10 protein-coding genes are annotated in these 19467 nt (G+C 62.7%); all 10 read left to right on the top strand.

Annotated elements, in window-relative coordinates:
* Window positions 1-117: 117 nt before the first annotated feature.
* The gene (gene ybgF / locus AUL31_RS01315; protein ID WP_060600219.1) at window positions 118-1041 is read left to right on the top strand and encodes a tol-pal system protein YbgF; all 924 of its coding nucleotides are present in this window, start codon (window positions 118-120) and stop codon (window positions 1039-1041) included.
* The gene (gene tilS, locus AUL31_RS01320; protein WP_073468959.1) at window positions 942-2288 is read left to right on the top strand and encodes a tRNA lysidine(34) synthetase TilS; all 1347 of its coding nucleotides are present in this window, start codon (window positions 942-944) and stop codon (window positions 2286-2288) included. Before ybgF ends, tilS begins: the two co-directional genes overlap by 100 nt.
* 169 nt (window positions 2289-2457) lie before the next feature.
* Window positions 2458-4383, top strand: coding sequence for an ATP-dependent zinc metalloprotease FtsH (ftsH, locus tag AUL31_RS01325; protein ID WP_060600224.1), 1926 nt, complete (start codon window positions 2458-2460; stop codon window positions 4381-4383).
* 164 nt (window positions 4384-4547) lie between these two features.
* On the top strand, window positions 4548-5894 hold the full coding sequence (gene glmM / locus AUL31_RS01330) for a phosphoglucosamine mutase (protein WP_060600227.1): 1347 nt from the start codon (window positions 4548-4550) through the stop codon (window positions 5892-5894).
* Between the two features lie 161 nt (window positions 5895-6055).
* Window positions 6056-6811, top strand: a complete 756-nt coding sequence (locus AUL31_RS01335) for an outer membrane protein (protein ID WP_060600229.1) — start codon at window positions 6056-6058, stop codon at window positions 6809-6811.
* Between the two features lie 132 nt (window positions 6812-6943).
* On the top strand, window positions 6944-8119 hold the full coding sequence (locus AUL31_RS01340; protein WP_060600232.1) for a phosphoserine transaminase: 1176 nt from the start codon (window positions 6944-6946) through the stop codon (window positions 8117-8119).
* A 102-nt stretch (window positions 8120-8221) separates the two neighbouring features.
* Window positions 8222-9811 carry a phosphoglycerate dehydrogenase gene (gene serA, locus AUL31_RS01345; protein ID WP_060600234.1) on the top strand — a complete coding sequence of 530 codons (1590 nt, stop codon included), beginning with the start codon at window positions 8222-8224 and terminating at the stop codon, window positions 9809-9811.
* A 182-nt stretch (window positions 9812-9993) separates the two neighbouring features.
* On the top strand, window positions 9994-11286 hold the full coding sequence (locus tag AUL31_RS01350; protein WP_060600236.1) for an adenylosuccinate synthase: 1293 nt from the start codon (window positions 9994-9996) through the stop codon (window positions 11284-11286).
* Between the two features lie 44 nt (window positions 11287-11330).
* The gene (locus AUL31_RS01355; protein WP_060600238.1) at window positions 11331-12797 is read left to right on the top strand and encodes a hypothetical protein; all 1467 of its coding nucleotides are present in this window, start codon (window positions 11331-11333) and stop codon (window positions 12795-12797) included.
* Window positions 12798-13037: 240 nt separating this feature from the next.
* Complete coding sequence (locus tag AUL31_RS01360) at window positions 13038-19424, top strand: putative Ig domain-containing protein (RefSeq protein WP_143190094.1); 6387 nt, start codon at window positions 13038-13040, stop codon at window positions 19422-19424.
* The last annotated feature ends 43 nt before the right edge of the window (window positions 19425-19467 follow it).

A 19467-nucleotide genomic window follows, 5' to 3' on the forward strand; every position in this document is an offset into this window, starting at 1 on the left:
TTTCTGCCGCTTGCGGCGCGCAATGCCAAAATTTGGCCGAACTGCCATTCTCCAGAAAGTAAAAGAAGCGTAAAAGCGGCCGTCGCGTATCGGCCGCGACACTTCAGGGGAATTGCCATGACCTCGTCACCCAGGACCCGTCTTGCGGGACTTTCCATTCTGTCGCTTGCCGCCGCCCTCATGACGGTGCAGCCGGCAGCAGCTATCGACATCTTCGGCGGCCAGCGGACGCAGGGCGCCCCCGTCATCATGGCGCAGGCCGGCGATACATCCGTGCGCCTGTCGCAGATGGAAGATGAAATCCGCCGCCTGACCGGCAAGGTCGAGGAAATGTCGTTCCTGGTGCTGCAGCTCCAGGAGCAGCTTCGTAACGCGCAGGCCGACAACGACATGCGCTTCCAGGACCTCGAGGGGGGCAGTGGCGGCGGCGGGTCGGGCCAGAGCGGCCAGCGCAGCGGCGCGTTGACGACACCCCCTGCCGCCGGAAGCGGCGATGAGGATTTTGCCGCGGCGCCGCAGCAATCTTCCTCCGGATCGCAGATCAGCTCGGCCGGCTCCGACGAGATCGGCTCGATCCTCGGCGCCAGCATCGATCGCGGCGCGTTCCAGACAGCGCCTGCCGCCGGCTCCGACACCGTCGCATCGGTGCAGCCGCACAATGAATCCGACCTCTACGGTCTTGGCTACAACTACCTTCTGGCTGGCGAGTATGTGCGGGCGGAAGAGACGTTCCGGCAATATACGCAGACTTACCCAAGCGCGGAAAACGCCGGTGATGCGCAGTACTGGCTGGGCGAGAGCCTCTATGCCCAGAAAAAGTATCGCGAGGCGGCGGAAGTGTTCCTGACGGCGCAGAAGCAGCATGGCACCAGCGCCAAGGGGCCGGAAATGCTGCTGAAGCTCGGCATGTCGCTGGCTGCATTGGATAACCGCGATACGGCGTGCGCTACCTATGCCGAGGTAGAGAAGCGTTACCCGCAGATGAGCGACAATGTCCGCCGCAAGCTGCAGACGGAAGAGCAGTCATCCCGCTGCAGCTAAAGGACGATAGCCCGGTCGGCGCCTGCGAAGCCGCGGCGCTTTTTGCCGCCACAGGCCATACGGCGGAAGCGGCAAGGCTTGTTCTGGCCGTCTCGGGCGGCGCGGACTCCACCGCACTCCTGCATCTTGCCGCGATGGCCCGGGCGCATCTGGCCGACCCCGCCATCCATGTCGTGACCGTGGATCATGGCCTGAGGGCCGAGTCCGCCGAGGAAGCACGATTCGTCGAGCGCCTTTGCCTCTCCTACGGCCTTCCGCACCGGACCCTGCACTGGCAGGGCGGGGCAGGCGGCGGCAACATTTCGGCCGCGGCACGCGAAGCGCGCTACGATCGACTTGGCCAGTTTGCGTGGACGGTGGGGGCGGGCGCCGTCGTGACCGCGCATCATCTGGACGACCAGATCGAGACCTATCTGCTTGCCAAGGCCAGGGGCGGCGACGGAAGAGCCCTTGCGGGCATGCGTCCGGTGCGGGCGCTTCGGCCGGGCGTGGTGCTGGCACGCCCTTTTCTTGGCATTCCGGGCGCGCGGCTGAGGGCGACCCTTTCGCAAGCCGGGATTGCCTGGTGCGAAGATCCGACCAACCGGAACATGCATTATGCCCGGGCGCGGATGCGCGCCGCATTGCAAGACGGAACGGTGGATGCCGCGGAGGTGCCTGCCGCGTTGGAAATGGCCGCTCGCGAGCGGATTGCGCATGACCGCGCCGTTGCATCGGGCTTGAGAAACGCGGGCGTCACGGTCGATGACGATGGGTCGCTCCATATCGCCACGAAGAGCCTCCGCCCGCTCGAGCCTGAACTTCGGCGGGCGGTCATCGGGCGGGCCATCACGGCGGCCGGCGGTGGATTGTACCCGCCGCAGGCCGACAAGCTGGCCAGGCTGGCCGACCGTCTGTCTGCCGGCGATGGGTGTGCCACGCTTGGCGGTGCAAGCGTGCGTTGGCGCGATGGCCATGCCGTGATCGGCCGCGAATACGGCCGGGAGGGAATCGGCCGGGCAAGCGCGCAGGCAAGCGGTACCTGGTTCGATCGCCGCTTCGTGGTGTCCAGGCTGGATGCCGGCAGGTTGGTTGCCCTTGGTGTCTTTGCCCGGGGCAACGCCACCGAACGCTGCCTGCCCGTGCTGGTCTCTGCAACGGGCGAGGCGCTGGCCCGCCACCCTGCGATCCGCCCCTGGCCGGGTGGCCCGTCACGTAGGCTCGATGCGCAGGAAAGCGTAGGCTGGCGCCTGATGGCCAACCTTTAGCTGACGTCAAACACCGAAAATTCAGGGCAAGGTTCGATTTTGCCGCAAATCCGCCCTTGCCTGTTGGCAAGCATTTGGCGGATTACTATCTTGACGAGTGACGGACTTGCCGTCGTTTCCGGTTTGGCCGCGTTCGCGGTGGGGCCGCGGCGCACATCCAGGACGGATAATGAATCAGAATTTCCGGAATTTTGCCCTTTGGGCGATCATAGCGCTCCTGCTGATCGCGCTGTTCCAGCTCTTCTCGAACGGCTCGCAGACGGCGGCATCGCGTGAGATCCCCTATTCGCAGTTCCTTTCCGATGTCGAGGGCAACCGCGTACGTTCGGTGACCATCCAGGGGCCGCGCATCACCGGCACCTACACCGACAACACCAACCCGTTCCAGACCTACGCACCCAGCGATCCGGAACTGGTCACGCGTCTACGCGACGCCGGCGTGCAGATCAGCGCCAGCCCGCCGGCCGATAACAGCAATCCCATCTGGTCGATGCTCCTGTCCTTCGGCCCCATCCTGCTGATCCTCGGCGTGTGGATATTCCTGATGCGCCAGATGCAGGGCGGCGCCGGCGGCAAGGCCATGGGCTTCGGCAAGTCCAAGGCGAAGCTGCTGACCGAGGCGCATGGCCGGGTTACCTTCGGCGACGTGGCGGGCGTGGACGAGGCCAAGCAGGATCTGGAAGAGATCGTGGAGTTTCTGCGCGAGCCGCAGAAGTTCCAGCGCCTCGGCGGCAAGATCCCGCGCGGCGTGCTGCTGGTGGGCCCTCCGGGCACCGGCAAGACGCTGCTGGCGCGCTCTGTCGCGGGCGAGGCGAACGTTCCCTTCTTCACCATTTCCGGCTCCGACTTCGTCGAGATGTTCGTGGGCGTCGGCGCCAGCCGCGTGCGCGACATGTTCGAGCAGGCCAAGAAGAACGCACCCTGCATCATCTTCATCGACGAGATCGACGCGGTGGGTCGCCATCGCGGCGCCGGGCTCGGCGGCGGCAATGACGAGCGCGAGCAGACCCTGAACCAGCTTCTGGTCGAGATGGACGGCTTCGAGGCCAATGAGGGGATCATCCTGATCGCCGCCACGAACCGGCCGGACGTGCTGGACCCGGCTTTGCTGCGTCCCGGCCGTTTCGACCGCCAGGTCATGGTGCCGAACCCCGATGTCGGCGGCCGTGAGAAGATTTTGAAGGTGCATGTGCGCAATGTGCCGCTGGCGCCGAATGTTGATCTGAAGACCATTGCCCGTGGCACGCCCGGTTTCTCCGGCGCCGACCTGTCCAACCTCGTCAACGAGGCTGCCCTGATGGCGGCGCGTCGCTCCAAGCGGCTGGTGACGATGCTGGAATTCGAGGATGCCAAGGACAAGGTCATGATGGGTGCCGAGCGCCGCTCCATGGCCATGACCGAAGACGAAAAGCGGTTGACTGCCTACCACGAGGCCGGCCACGCTTTGGTCGGCATCTACGAGCCCGGCAACGACCCGCTGCACAAGGTCACCATCATCCCGCGCGGCCGCGCGTTGGGTGTGACGATGAACCTTCCCGAGCGCGATCGCTACGGCATGCGCAAGAACGAGATGGAAGCGCGCCTTGCGATGATCTTCGGCGGCCGTGCCGCGGAAGAGATCATCTATGGCCTCGATAACGTCACCACCGGTGCGTCCAACGACATTCAGCAGGCCACCAACATGGCACGCGCCATGGTGATGGAATACGGCATGAGCGACAAACTGGGCCGGCTGCGCTACCGGCAGAACCAGGAGGAGGTCTTCCTTGGTCATTCGGTGTCGCAGCAGCAGAACATGTCCGAGGACACGGCGCGGCTGATCGATTCCGAAGTGCGCGGCATCATCGAGGTTGCCGAGAACAAGGCGCGCAAGATCCTCAACGATCATATCCAGGATCTGCACACCGTGGCCAACGGCCTTTTGGAGTACGAGACCCTGTCGGGTGACGAGGTTCGCGACCTTCTGGCCGGCAAGCCGCTATCCCGCGACATGGGCGATGATACGCCTCCGTCGCGCGGGTCTGCGGTGCCGAAGGCCGGGTCTTCCAAGCCATCCGGCAAGGAAGATGGGCTGGAGCCCCAGCCGTCGACCTGAGCTACATGTCATCTTCGATGACCAAAGTGCCGTATTCCGCAAGGGATGCGGCACTTTCCTTTTGGGGATACGGGTTCGACCTTTCCGGGTGATATTTTTTTTTACTTTTTGTGGCAGTGTCGGTCGCACTAGATGCGCGCAACCCATCCAATGGACAGAGACGCATGAGATCTTACTTCGGAACCGACGGCATTCGCGGGCGGGCCAATACGCACCCGATGACGGCCGAAATCGCCATGAAAGTGGGGATGGCCGCGGGTATCGCCTTCAACCGGGGCAGCCATCGGCACCGGGTCGTGATCGGCAAGGATACGCGTCTTTCCGGCTACATGATCGAAAACGCGCTGGTGGCCGGCTTCACCGCCGCCGGGGTGGACGTTTTCCTGGTTGGTCCGATGCCGACGCCGGCAGTCGCCATGCTGACCCGCTCGCTTCGGTGCGATATCGGCGTCATGATATCGGCCTCGCACAACCCGTTCGAGGACAATGGCATCAAGCTGTTCGGACCGGACGGCTACAAGCTTTCCGACGAGCTGGAACGCCAGATCGAGCTTCTGATCGAAGAGGATCTGTCCACTCAGTTGGCCACCAGCAACGAACTCGGCCGTGCCAAGCGCATCGACGGCGTGCATGACCGCTATATCGAATTTGCCAAGCGGACCTTGCCCAAGGACTTTACCCTGGATGGTCTGCGCGTTGCCATCGATTGCGCCAACGGCGCCGCCTACAAGGTTGCGCCGGAAGTGCTGTGGGAGCTGGGCGCCGAGGTGGTGGCCATCGGCGTGGAGCCGAATGGCGTCAACATCAACCTCAACTGCGGGTCGACCAACCCTGTCGCGCTTTCGGCAAAGGTTCGCGAAGTGCGGGCCGACATCGGAATCGCGCTCGATGGCGACGCCGACCGCGTCCTGATCGTGGACGAGCATGGCGACATCGTCGACGGCGACCAGTTGATGGCCGTCATCGCCGAGTCCTGGGCAGACGAGGGAAGGCTTGCGGCCGGCGGCATCGTTGCCACCATCATGTCTAACCTCGGTCTCGAGCGGTTCCTGTCCGGCAAGGGTATCGAGCTGGCGCGTACCAAGGTGGGCGATCGTTATGTCGTCGAGCACATGCGCGAGCATGGCTACAATGTCGGCGGCGAACAATCGGGGCATATCGTATTGTCGGATTACGGTACCACGGGCGACGGCCTGATATCGGCGCTGCAGCTGATTGCCGTGATGCGCGGGCGTGGCGAGCCTGTTTCGGTAGCGGCCCGCAAGTTCGATCCGGTGCCGCAAGTCTTGAAAAACGTGCGCTTTGCCGGTGGAAAGCCGCTCGAACGCAGCGACGTTCGGGACGTTATTGATGCCGGGCGTGCGCGCCTTGGCGGGGGCGGGCGCCTCGTCATACGGCCATCCGGCACAGAGCCGCTGATCCGCGTGATGGCGGAGGGCGACGACCTTTCCCTTGTCAACGCCGTGGTCGACGACATCGTCGGCGTGCTCAAGCATCAGCAGGCGGCCTGACGCCCGAGCGAAAGCCTGGCACAGGAAATAGTTAATAAAGTGCGGAAACGATCGCCGGATGGGGTCGCCCCTCGTCGGGCGATCCTCTCTCCGGCGCCTCTCACGCGCGTCGGATATCCTTTCACGGATTCGCCGAGGCGCCAGAAGCTGGATTTCCGCCGATGCGTCTGCCGCCCCGTCTTGCCTTCCTGCTCATCGCCGCGATGGCCTTGCCGGCATCCGCAAGCGACCTTGTCGACGCGCCCGAGATAACGACCGCCTCCATACAGCCGGACAGCGGCTGGTACGCGCGCGTCGACGCCGCCCATTCGGTGGCCAATGGCGGCAAGGGAGCCAGGGTTCTGGGCCTCTCCGGCGATCTGGGTGGCGGTTATCTTGGCGAATCGGAAGATTTTTCCGGCGGCGCCGGCATCGGCTATCGGTTCAACGACCTTCTTCGGGTGGACGTCACCGCGCGATACGGCAGCTATGATGCCGGCGGAGCCGCCGATATCGACGCTTTCTGCGGCGTCGGATGCCGGCTCGACATGGCCGCACGGCGCGATGTCGTGGACCTGGATGCCAATCTGTATGCCGACCTGGGCACGATCATGGGCATCACCCCCTATGTCGGAGCGGGAATAGGGGCCAGCCACATCTCGTACGAGGCGGTCGCGGCATCGTTCTGCAGCGGCGGCGCCTGTAATGAGCTAACCGACATCGTCGGGCAGGACGGCTGGCGGACCAGTTATTCGCTGATGGCCGGCGCGGCATATGCCCTGTCCGGCACGATCTCGGTGGATGCCGGGTACCGCTACACCCATACCGGTGGCGGCGATGCGTTCGAGGCCGGATTTGCCGGAAGCGATCTCCTGGTTCAGGACAGGGGCACGGACCGGCACCTGGTGACGGTAGGGTTGCGCTTCCGCCTGCCATGAGAGCATGCAACCTTGGTGGTAAAAATACGAAGGATGACTCTTTTGCCGCTTGACTGTGGAATGCGGCACCGATAGCACCGTCAGTGGGACACGCCTCCCCAACGAGGCGCTTCTATCTGAGAGGGTAGCTATATGGCTCCGCTTGCCAAACCCGCCGTTCGCACGGCAAATCCTCGATTCTCGTCTGGCCCTTGCGCCAAGCGTCCTGGCTGGACGCTGGATGCGCTGTCCGATGCCGCGCTCGGTCGCTCGCATCGCGCCAAGCTTGGCAAGGCCAAGCTGCTCAAGGCCATCGAAGACACCCGCGACATCCTGGGCGTTCCTGCCGATTATCGTATCGGCATCGTGCCCGCGTCCGATACGGGCGCGGTAGAGATGGCGCTCTGGTCGCTTCTCGGCGCACGGCCGGTCGATATGCTGGCCTGGGAAAGCTTCGGTTCCGGCTGGGTGACCGATGTCGTCAAGCAATTGAAGCTCCCGGACGCCCGGGTCCTCGAGGCGCCCTACGGCGAGATCGTCGACTTTGCGACCGTCGATTTCGACAGGGACGTCGTCTTCACCTGGAACGGCACGACATCCGGTGTGCGTGTTCCCAACGGTGACGCCATTCCGGCCGACCGCCAGGGGCTGACCATCTGCGATGCGACGTCCGCCGCCTTCGCGCAGGACCTGCCCTTCGAAAAGCTCGATGTCGTCACCTTCTCGTGGCAGAAGGTTCTGGGCGGCGAGGGTGCGCACGGCATGCTGATCCTCAGCCCGCGCGCGGTCGAACGCCTGTTGACCTACAAGCCGGCCTGGCCGCTTCCCAAGATTTTCCGCCTGACATCGGGCGGCAAGCTCAGCGAAGGCATCTTCAAGGGCGAGACGATCAACACCCCGTCGATGCTGTGCGTTGAAGATTATCTCGACGCTCTCGAATGGGCGCGGCAGATCGGTGGTCTTTCAGCGTTGAAGGCACGTGCCGACGCCAACCTGGCGGCGATCGAGCGCTTCGTCGATGCGCATGACTGGATCGGCTTCCTGGCGCGGGATCCGGCAACGCGGTCGAACACGTCGGTCTGCCTGTGCTTCACGGCCCCCGAGATCGTGGCGCTTCCGAAAGAGGCCCAGGATGCCTTTGCCAAGGGCGTCGCCTCGCAGCTCGAAAAAGAGGGCGTCGCCCTGGATATCGGCGCCTACCGCGATGCCCCTCCCGGCCTGCGCATCTGGGCCGGCGCCACGGTGGAGCTTGCCGATATCGAGGCGCTTCTGCCCTGGATCGCCTATGCCTACGAGGCGCAGAAGGCAGCGCTGGCCGAAGCGGCCTGATCCGATCGGGCGTCCCTTGGCGGACGCCCGGCCAACCGATCCATTCCCTTTCTTTCTCTTCCGGGCAGGCGCGTGGCGCCGCCCGCAGCCCGAGGTATTGTCATGGCCCGTGTTCTCGTTTCAGACAAACTGTCCACGACCGCCGTCCAGATCTTCAAGGATCGCGGCGTCGAGGTGGATTACCTGCCGGATCTCGGCAAGGACAAAGACAAGCTTCTCGAAGTCATCGGCCAGTATGACGGCCTTGCCATACGCTCGGCCACCAAGGTGACCGAGAAGGTCATCGAGGCCGCGCCGAAGCTCAAGGTCGTCGGGCGGGCCGGCATCGGCGTCGACAATGTCGATATACCGGCCGCAAGCCGCAAGGGCATCATCGTGATGAACACGCCCTTCGGCAACTCGATCACCACCGCGGAGCACGCCATCGCGCTGATGTTCGCGGTGGCGCGGCAGATCCCCGCTGCCGACGCCTCCACGCAGGCCGGCAAGTGGGAAAAGAACCGCTTCATGGGTGTGGAGATCACCGGCAAGACGCTGGGCATCATCGGCTGCGGCAATATCGGCGCCATCGTCGCGTCACGCGGCGTGGGGCTGAAGATGCGCGTCGTCGCCTTCGATCCTTTCCTGTCCCCTGAGCGCGCTGCAACTCTGGGCATCGAAAAGGTGGAGCTGGAAGAGCTCTTCCGGCGGGCCGATTTCATCACCCTGCATACGCCGCTGACCGACAGGACGCGCAACATCATCGATGCGGCCGCCATCGCAATGATGAAGGACGGTGTCCGCATCATCAATTGCGCCCGCGGCGGGCTGGTGGCCGAAAAGGACCTTGCCGACGCCATCCGTTCCGGCAAGGTGGCCGGCGCCGGCGTCGACGTCTTCGAAACGGAACCGGCGACGGATTCGCCGCTCTTCGGCCTCGACAATGTCGTTTGCACGCCGCATCTGGGCGCTTCCACCTCCGAGGCGCAGGAAAACGTCGCGCTGCAGGTGGCCGAACAGATGGCCGACTATCTGGTGCAGGGCGCGGTATCCAATGCGCTGAACATGCCGTCCATCAGCGCCGAGGAAGCCCCGATCCTGACGCCATACGTAAAGCTGGCCGAGATCCTCGGCAGCTTCGCAGGCCAGTTGACGGAAGAGCCGATCAAGGAAGTCGAGATCCTGTTCGATGGCTCGCCGGCGGGCATGAATACGAGGGCGCTGGTCGCGGCGGCTCTGGCGGGCCTTCTCAAGCCGCAGATGCAGAGCGTCAACATGGTGTCGGCGCCGTTGATGGCCAAGGAACGCGGCATCGCCGTTTCCGAAGTGCGCCGCGACAAGACCGGCGTCTTCGACGGTTACGTTCAACTGACCGTCAAGACCGAAAAGCAGAGCCGGTCGGTGGCCGGAACCTGCTTCTCTGACGGCAAGCCGCGTTTCATCCAGATCAAGGGCATCAACATGGAGGCCGATGTCGGCAGCCATATGCTCTATACGGCCAACAAGGATATCCCGGGCGTCATCGGCGAACTCGGCATGACCTTCGGCCGCAAGGGAATCAATATCGCCAATTTCCATCTGGGCCGCGATCACGAGGGCGGAAACGCCATCGCCCTCCTGTATCTCGATGGTCCGCTGAGCGAAGAATTCCTGGACGAGGTGCGCGCCCTCAAGGCGATCGGGCAGGCAAAGCTGCTGACTTTCGACGTCTGAGACGGCTTGTCGGAATTCTAGCGGAAACCCGGCCGACGGCTCTCGCGTCGCTGGCCGGGTTTCTCTATAGTCGCGCGCGTTTGCTTGGGGGCTGTCGCCGGGCAGCGCCTGTTCCGCTTCGGCGAGAGCAACCTTAGGTAGCGACGGGATCGAAAGGGGCTTTCGCCCCCGCAGGAGAATTCATGGGCAATTGTGTTGTCGTCGGCTCCCAGTGGGGAGACGAAGGAAAAGGCAAGATCGTCGACTGGCTCTCGGAGCGGGCCGACGTCGTCGTGCGTTTCCAGGGCGGCCATAATGCCGGGCATACGCTCGTCGTCGACGGCATCAGCTACAAGCTGTCGTTGCTTCCTTCCGGCGTCGCGCGGGGCGGAAAGCTGTCCGTCATCGGCAATGGCGTCGTCTTCGACCCGCATGCCTTCGTCGCGGAAAAGAAGCGTCTGGAAGAGCAGGGGCTCACCATCACGCCGCAGACGCTGCGAATCGCCGACAATGCCGCGCTGATCCTGTCGCTGCACCGCGAACTGGATGCCATCCGCGAGAACGCGGCCGGCGGCACCAAGATCGGAACCACCAAGCGCGGCATCGGCCCGGCCTACGAGGACAAGGTCGGGCGGCGCGCCATCCGGGTAATGGATCTTGCCGAAATCGATGCCCTGCCGGAGCGCATCGAGCGTCTGCTGGCGCACCACAACCCGCTGCGGCGCGGTCTGGGCGAGCCGGAGATACAGGCTTCCGCCATTTTGGACGAGCTGACCTCGGTTGCGGCCGAGATCACACCCTACATGGACCGCGTCTGGCGGCTTCTTGATGCGCGCCGCAAGGCGGGAGACCGTATCCTGTTCGAGGGCGCGCAGGGTACACTCCTGGACATCGACCACGGAACCTATCCCTTCGTCACGTCATCCAACACGGTTGCCGGGCAGGCGGCCGCCGGTTCGGGCCTCGGGCCTTCGGCCGCGGGTTTCGTGCTCGGCATCACCAAGGCCTACACGACCCGCGTTGGCGAGGGGCCTTTCCCGACCGAGCAGGATAACGAAGTCGGCCAGTTTCTTGGCGAGCGCGGGCGCGAATTCGGCACGGTGACCGGGCGCAAGCGCCGCTGCGGCTGGTTCGATGCGGTGCTGGTGCGGCAGGCAGTGGCCATCAACGGCATTCACGGCCTTGCCCTGACGAAGCTCGACGTGCTCGACGGGCTGGACGAGATCAAGATCGCCGTCGGCTATGAGCTGGACGGCAAGGAAATCGACTATTTCCCTGCCAGCCTTGCGGCTCAGCAGCGCGTACGGCCGATCTATCGCAGCTTCGAAGGGTGGCGGGACACCACCGCCGGCGCACGCTCCTGGAGCGATCTTCCGGCGCAGGCGGTCAAGTATGTCCGCGAGATCGAGGAACTTGTCGGGGCGCCCGTAACGCTTCTGTCGACCTCGCCCGAGCGTGACGACACGATACTTGTTCGCGATCCTTTTCAGGACTAAGTTCCAGCACGATTGCCCATTCGAGCTGAGAGTACCTCATTGCCATGGCGGATCTGAGCGCCGTTCTTCGAAAGACCATCGATGGTCTGCCCGGCTCGAGCCCGCAGCTGCGTGCCAAAGTCTACGACAAGGCGCGCTCGGCGATCGACAGGCAGATCGCCGCCGCCAATCCGCCGCTTGGCGATGAGGCGGCGCAGGCCAGGCGTGACTCTCTGGAAGACGCGATCCGGCGCACCGAAGCGCATTACGCCGCCTTGGAAGCCGAGCCCGAGGCAGAAGGGCACGACGATCCGGAACCGGCGTCTGCGCCCTATGCCGCAGAGCCGATGACGCCCGTCGCGCCGGCGGGCCATGCTGTGGAATCCGTCGGCGAAATCGGACCTTCGTCGCCATCCGGCGGCGAAGCCCGTCATGCGGACGATAATGCCGACAGGGATAGGCAGGATACGGCCATTCCTGCTCCGGATATGGCTGCCCCCCGATATCCGAGCGCGCGCCGGGCCTCTGCGCCCGAACGCAAGTCGCGTGCGGGCCTTTATGCCGGTGTCGCATTGCTGCTGATCGCCGGTGGTGCGGGTGCCGCCTACATTGCCGGCTCCGATTTCGGTGGGCTGCTGCCGCGGGGCGGGCAGCAGGACCAGACGGCCGAGCAACCCATCGAGGGGACGGACAGCGGCGAGACGCCCGACGCATCCGTCGCCGAGACGCCGCCTGAGGCGACGCCACCGACCGAGGATTCCGCCGAAGCGCCGCCGGCTGCCGTCACGCAGGAGCCCGGAGCGCGCGATTATACGCAGCGCTTGCTGCCCGACGGAACAGAAACGGATCCTGGCCCCGGCACATCGACGGCCAATGCCTTCGATGAAGGCACGGATGTCGCCGCCGCTTCCGAGGCAGCGCCGACGGCCCCCGCGGCAAGCCCCGCCGGACAGCCGGCGCCGGCTGCGGAAGCTGTTGTCCCCGAGGGCGCCGAAGTGGCCGTCTTCTACGAAGAGCGGTTCAACGATACGCCGGGTGCGCAGCATCAGGGCAATGTGCGCTGGAGCGTCATCGAGGAGGCGCCTGCCGATGGGCAGCCGCCGGAGCCGGCGGTTCGCGCCGTGGTGCAGATTCCGGATACCAGCGTCACCATGACGATGACGATCCGCCGCAACGCCGACGCAACCCTGCCGGCGAGCCACGTCATCGAAATGATGTTCGATGTGCCCGAGAACTTCCCCGGCGGTGAGATCGCCAATGTCCAGCGTCTGGCGTTCAAGCCGACCGAGCAGGATCGCGGGCGGCCGCTGATCGGCGTCGCGGGCAAGATATCGGACGGTTTCTTCTGGATCGCGCTGAACGATTTGCAGCAGGCGGTGCAGGACAACCTGTCGCTGATGGCGAACGAAAAGTGGATCGACGTGCCCCTCGCCTACGAGACGGGGCAGCGCGCGCTTCTGTCCATCGAAAAGGGACCGGAAGGCGAGGCCGCCTTCCGTCAAGCCCTCGCGGCCTGGGACGCACGCACCTAAGGACTGCCGAAGTCCTTGCATTGATTACAGAATAGTACAGCGACCACGGGTCCGCCGACACGTTTCGAACCGAAGCGTGTCGGCGGGCCCGTTTTCGCGCGTCCGTATGCCGGCGCGTAGGGCATATCGCGTATTTTGAATAGATATATATGATATCAAAAATATGTACTAGGTTGAAAAATAATTGTATATCTGCTTATCATTGACGTTGATGTGTAACCCTTAGATCGCGAGTTGAAGATGACTAATTCCCAAAAAACCAGCGGTGGAAACTCGGTCGGAAAAAGTGCTTCAACTTCAACGACGAGCACTCCTATCGCGGGCGCGAATCGGGTTGATGGGGCGGTGCCGGCGAACGCGGCCCGCGTGCTCGGATATGTCGTCTTCGACGGTGTCGACAGCGTCGATGTCGCTGCAGGCGCGGCAAAGACGATCAAGCCCGTGGCTGGCCGTCGCTACCGGATCATGGAGCGCAAGCTCGTCGGCGACGACAAGATCATCGAAGACATCTCCGAGGTTGCGGCGGTCCGGGCCGACGGCAAGGCGGACTCCGATCTCATCGTGATGCTCGGCAAGAACACACACATCGTTTTCGACAAGTTCTATTCCGTCTGCGATGACGGCTTGTGCGGCCTGGAGCTGCCAACCAATTCCGGCGGTTGGACCGTTCTCGGAACGGCGACGCAGGGGCATTCGCTGGGCGGCGGAGAGGCGAGCCTCGTCTATTCGCTGGGCGGCGCCGGCGCGGTCTCCGAACTGGTTGAAAGCTACGGCCACTATTTCGGCCATGAGCCGGTGCACACGGCGCACGACGCCGAAACGCATTCCTCGATCGGCTCCGGCATTGCGGGGTTGATGTCCCATGGGCCGGCCCTTCCTCTCGGCTTGCTTGCCGCAGTCGGCGGTGTCGTCGCGGTGGCGGCAGGCGGCGGTGGTTCTGGAGGGTCCGCTCCTGCACCGACTCCTGTGCCGACGCCGGTGGATCAGACCGTAACGGTCTACGGCTCGGTCGTCGCGGGTCCGGTCATCAGCGGAAACGGTTTGTCCGTCACCCTCTACCGTCCGGACGGGTCGGTGCTTGCCGGTCCTGTGGCCGTGGCTTCGGACGGAACATTCGTGCTCAGCTATTCGGGTTCCTACACGGGCCCCGTTCTCGCACGCGTCATCGACAGGGATTCCGGCAGCGATTACGCCGACGAGGCGACCGGCACCCAGATGGATCTTGCCGGCGATCTGCGAACGATGTTCGTCTCGCCTTCAGGTGTCCAGACGATCCGGATTTCGGTCAACCCGATCTCCGAGTTGGCCGTGCGCGAACTCGGATTGTCATCCGGAGACAATGGGCTCTCATCGATCAAAGCAAGCAACCTGACGGCGGACCAGGTGAATGCCGCCAATTTGAAGGTCGCGAAAGCTTTCGGCCTGGATGGAGACGCGACCCAGGTGGCGATTGCCATCATCAACCAGGATGGCACGTCCAACACCGGTGCCAATGCGGTTGGCGTTGCTCTCGCTTCTCTGTCGGGTCTGGACAAGCTGTATGCCGGCGGCGGCGACTATCTCGCCAAGGTCGCATCCGCGGTGGCTTCCGACGATGCGGACCGGATCACCGCACTCAGGATCGCCGGCGCGACGGTTGCCGATTCATCGGGCCAGTTGCTGGCCAGCCTGGCGAAGACGGACGCCTCAATCGCGTCGGCGGTAACGAATGCTGCCGAAGCGGCGCAGACGCTTTCTCAAAGGACTGTGGGCGAGATCGCACAGATCTCCCTTTCGCAGGTCGCGGCCCTGTCCGCCGACGCCGTTCGGGCGCTCACACCAGCGCGGGCGGCCGCCTTCACGGCGGACCAGCTCTCGGTACTGTCGCCGGCGGCGCTTGCTGCGCTCAACACATCGCTGTTCAGCGACGCCCAGATTGCTGCCCTCAGCAGGTTGCAGTTCTGGTCGACTTATTCCGACAGCGACACCTCCTACGTCACGATCCCCCAGTTGGCCATATCGATCAGGGATACACCCACGCTCACCGGCCAGATCCGCTCCAAGATCGCCGCAGGCGTCACGCTTCATATCTATGAGGGCGACGTCGATCTGGGCGCTGCGACGATATCGGAAGATGGAACGTCCTGGAGCCTGACGCCTAAAGTTGCGATGTCTGCCGGCGGCCATACCTTGACCGTCAAAGCCGTGATCCCCAACGGGCCTACCTATATTGTGGGTGAGGATCTGGTTTTCGACGTCAAGCAGGTCGATGCCGTCGCCGGCTCAGACATGAAGCGTATCCCTGTCAGCCAGTTCGCAACCCTCACCGAAGGCGAGCTCAATTCATTGTCGGCAGGGCAGATCGGCGGCCTGATCGCTGAGCAGGTGGCCGTCCTGACGTCAGAAATGATCGTCGAACTACAGCCATCGGCACTCGCCGCGATCCAGCCCTCTATCATCTCAAGTATTTCCGTGGCGGCTATCGGATCGATCACGGATGCCCAGATCCACGACATGACGACCGATCAGTTTGCTGCGCTCACCGCTTCGCAATTGGCCGCTTTCGACGGGCTTAAGATCGAAGAATTTTCAGGCAGCCAGGTCTTTGCTTTGTCGGCATTAGCCTTCCCGGGGCTCTCGGCAACGCAGTTGGATCATTTCTCCACGTCACAGATATCCCACATCTCCGTCGATGCGGTAGCGCACATGACCGCAGAGCAGATGTCATCGCTTGATGCCACTCAGTTCGGTGCATTCACGCCGGAACAACTCCACGCGATAACTCCATTGCAAGCCGTGGGTCTTCTGGCGTCGCAGCTTGCGACAATTTGGGATGTGGAAATACTTGAATTCAGCGCTCCGACAATCGCCGCGATACCTTCGTCAGAAATCAAAGGTCTTCCGACCGCGACGATTTCGGCAATGAGCACAGATCAAATCGATGTTCTGACCCCGGCGCAATTGCTGGAGATGACGGACGAGCAACTGGCGGCGATAACGTCGGTGCAAGCACGGGTGCTCGATAAAAACCAGATCGATGCGATCGTCCATGCCTCTGGACAGCCGGGCGTCTTTGATGACGCCGGTTCCTTTACCGGTTCGGTCGGCAATGGCGGTGCCACCGATGATGGTACGCCGACCATATCGGGTACCATCGATGGTGTACTTGTATCAGGCATGTCCGTTGTCGTTTACGACGGACAGACCCGCCTGGGCGAGGCTACCATCACCGGACAAGGATGGACATTCACTCCTTCGGTCTCCCTGGCCGATGGCATGCACTCTCTACATGCCCGTATCGAGGTCAGCCAAGGGGCTTTGGGCTCTAGCGGCGAAGCGCTCGAATTCGCAGTCGACACGTCCCCGCCTGTTGTTGGGTCTACCTATCGGGTAAACGAAGTCGCCCAGAGCAATTCGACGCCCGTCAGCGTTGCGCTGACTGCAACCGAAGCTCATGGCCCGGTTGCGTGGATCGGTCTCTCCGGAGTGGATGCCGCAGCGTTTGCGCTCACTAATGACGGCGTGCTGACGTTCCTCGCCGATCCGAACTTTGAAGCAAAGAGCTCCTATTCGCTTCAGGTCATGGCACAGGATGCGCTCGGAAACTCTTCTGTCCAGGCGATCACGGTCGACATTAATGACGTGAACGAGGCCCCGGTTGCTACGGGCACAATTCCCGCGCAAACGGCGGTCACGAACCAGAGCGGCTGGTCCCTTGCATTGGCGAGCTACTTCAGCGATGTCGATCAGGGAGACACCCGCATTTATTCGATCACGTCCGGCGCCTTGCCGGCCGGTCTCGAGCTCGACGCGCAGACGGGCGTTATTTCCGGCACACCGCACGCGGATTCAGCCGCTGCTCCTTACACGGTCACAGCAACCGATCAGGGCGGCCTCTCGGTCTCGCAGACCTTCAACCTTGCTGTTGTATCCGCCCCCGTCGCTCTCAGCATGACAGTGACCGACGCCAACGGAGATCCTGCAGTCGGCAAGGCTGGAGATACGCTGACGGCTATCGTCACGTTCAGCGAGCCCATCACCACGCTGTTGGGGTCCTCATTGAAGCTCGATATCGGCGGGCAGATCGTCACCGCCTCGTTCACCTCCGGCAGCGGCACAAACCAACTAAAGTTTACAGCCACCGCGCCAGCGTCGGTTAGCTTTAACCAAGTCACGATTCTCGAATTCGTTGGAAGTTTCACCTGCGACGTCAGCCAAGAGCCGATGGCGCCCTCTAGCGGCGTAACAGCCACTTATGCCGTCGATAATATGGGGCCGGCGATCGCAAATTCCTATCATGTCGCTGAATCAACCGAAGCCAGCCCGACGTCGCCGACCATTTCGCTTACAGCTCAGGAAGACCATGGCCCGGTCACCTGGAGCAATCTCTCCGGAACGGATGCCGCCGCGTTCACACTCGCTTCCAATGGCACATTGTCGTTCGTCAACCCGCCGAATTTTGAAGTGAAGCATGAATATTCGATCGAAGTCAGGGCTACTGACGGGGTCGGAAACATGTCTGCACAAACGATAACGATCCATATCGACAACCGGAACGAGGCTCCGGTTGCAACGGGCGCGATTGCCGCGCAGACGGCGGTCACGAACCAGAACAGCTGGAGCCTTGCGCTGGCAGACGCCTTCAGCGATGTCGATGTTGGAGACACTCGGACCTATTCGATCACGTCCGGCACTCTGCCTGCCGGTCTCGAGCTCGACGCGCAGACGGGCGTCATCTCCGGCACGCCAACCATCGCTTCCGGACCGGCCAACTACACGGTCACGGCGACTGACCAGGGTGGCCTCTCCGCCTCGCAGACCTTTAGTCTTGCCGTGGTATCCGCGCCGACCATTTCCAGTTTCACCGTCTACGATGATACCGGTGATTTAACTGTCGGCAAAGCGGGCGCTTCGCTGACGTTCGAAGTCGTCTTCTCGGAGGCCGTGTCAGTTCCGGCATCTCCGCAGATCACCTTCATGATCAACGGCGTGGCCGTTACCGCGACATATGATACCGGAACCGGCTCCAACACATTGTTCTTCACAGGCACGGCGCCGGGCGGTGTGAATGGAACGCAATTTTCGATATCCTCGGTATCCGGGGTAGTTACGGGGAGCATCAGCGGTCAGAACTGGGTCGGCTCATCGAGTGCCACCGGCGCCTATGACCTGGACAACTCTGCACCCGCCATCACGACAACCAGTTTGAGTGCACCTGAAAACGGAACCGTCGTCGGGCAACTGGCGGCCACGGATTCTCATGCGGTGACCTGGGTGCTCAACCCCATGTCTGGCGATGGCGCGCATTTCAGCCTGACGAGCCAGGGCGCGTTGACGTTCGTCTCCCCACAGAATTTCGAGAGCCCGGGCGATACAGATACAGACCGCACCTACTCGGTCGTGGTCATGGCAACCGATGCCGCCGGCAACAGCGCGACGCAGACTATCTCCGTCCAATTGACGAACGTGAACGAAGCACCCGTACTGGCGCATGCGCTTTCAGATCAAACCGCCATTATTGGTCAGGCCTTCGAGTTCACCGTTCCATCCAACACATTCGGTGATCCGGACGCCGGTACGACTTTGTATTATTCGGCGGCACTGGTTGACGGATCGCCACTGCCGGCCTGGCTAACGTTCAACTCGTTGACTGGCGTGTTCCATGCTGATTCTGTCGGTGGATCTACGGGTGCCATCGACATTAAGGTCACGGCGTCGGATGGCTCGCTGACGGTAGCGGACACGTTCTCCCTGAGCCTCCAGTCGGCGCCGACGCTGAGTGCCTCTTTCGCCAACATCACAAACCTCGACGTGCGCAGCAATCTGGTGCTCGTTCTGGATCAGGACGTCAATTTCAGCGGATCCGGTACGGTCACAATCCGCGATCTCGGCGGATCCGGTACCGGCGGCGCGGGCTACCAAGGTGAAAACGAGGACCATACAGAAACGATCAACCTGTCAATTCAGCATCCAGGCGTCACGATCGAACACGTCAACGGTCACACCCTGCTGGTCATCGATCCAACCTATGATCTGGACTTGTCCTCCAACTACCGATTGGAGGTCTCTGCCGGCGCATTGTTGGGCGCAGCATCAAACGTTGGCAATGCGGCGTTCTCGACAAACTTTTCCACAGTGACGCCAGGCGTCTGGAACCAGGGCAGCAGCGGCGTTCTGGCACAGAAGGTTGACAATAGTACCGGCACTTTGACGGCGACGCAAAAGTGGCTGGACATGACAAACCCCGCCAATGACGACGTGGCGAACGGAACTCCGCAAACGTTCAATGCGCTGCCCGACAACTACGCTTTCGTGCTCTCCGATAAGGATCCGGATCTGATTAGTTATGTGCTCGAAGACGGATTTATCCGCGTCGAGAACTTCGGCTTACGGGATACTTTCTATCTGGACGACAAGTTCAATCTGCCGGACGCACGCACACAATTTGACGACAACATCTTCACAGGTGGCGATGGGACGTCTTTGTGGCCGTTCTCTGGTGGTTTTGCGGGCACATCGCAAAGCGACAAGGCCAGTATAGACATCGTTCTCGAGACCGCTCTGCAGGCCGATTTCCAAGGCGGTGCCACCCCCAACTGGCTGGTGGACTACATCCCGACGATCCGGGATATGTTTACAATGGGCTGATGAATCTTCCATCAGACAATAAATAATTCTTAAATACTATGAT

The sequence above is a fragment of the Aureimonas altamirensis genome (assembly GCF_001463885.1).
Classification (GTDB): Bacteria; Pseudomonadota; Alphaproteobacteria; order Rhizobiales; family Rhizobiaceae; genus Aureimonas; species Aureimonas altamirensis.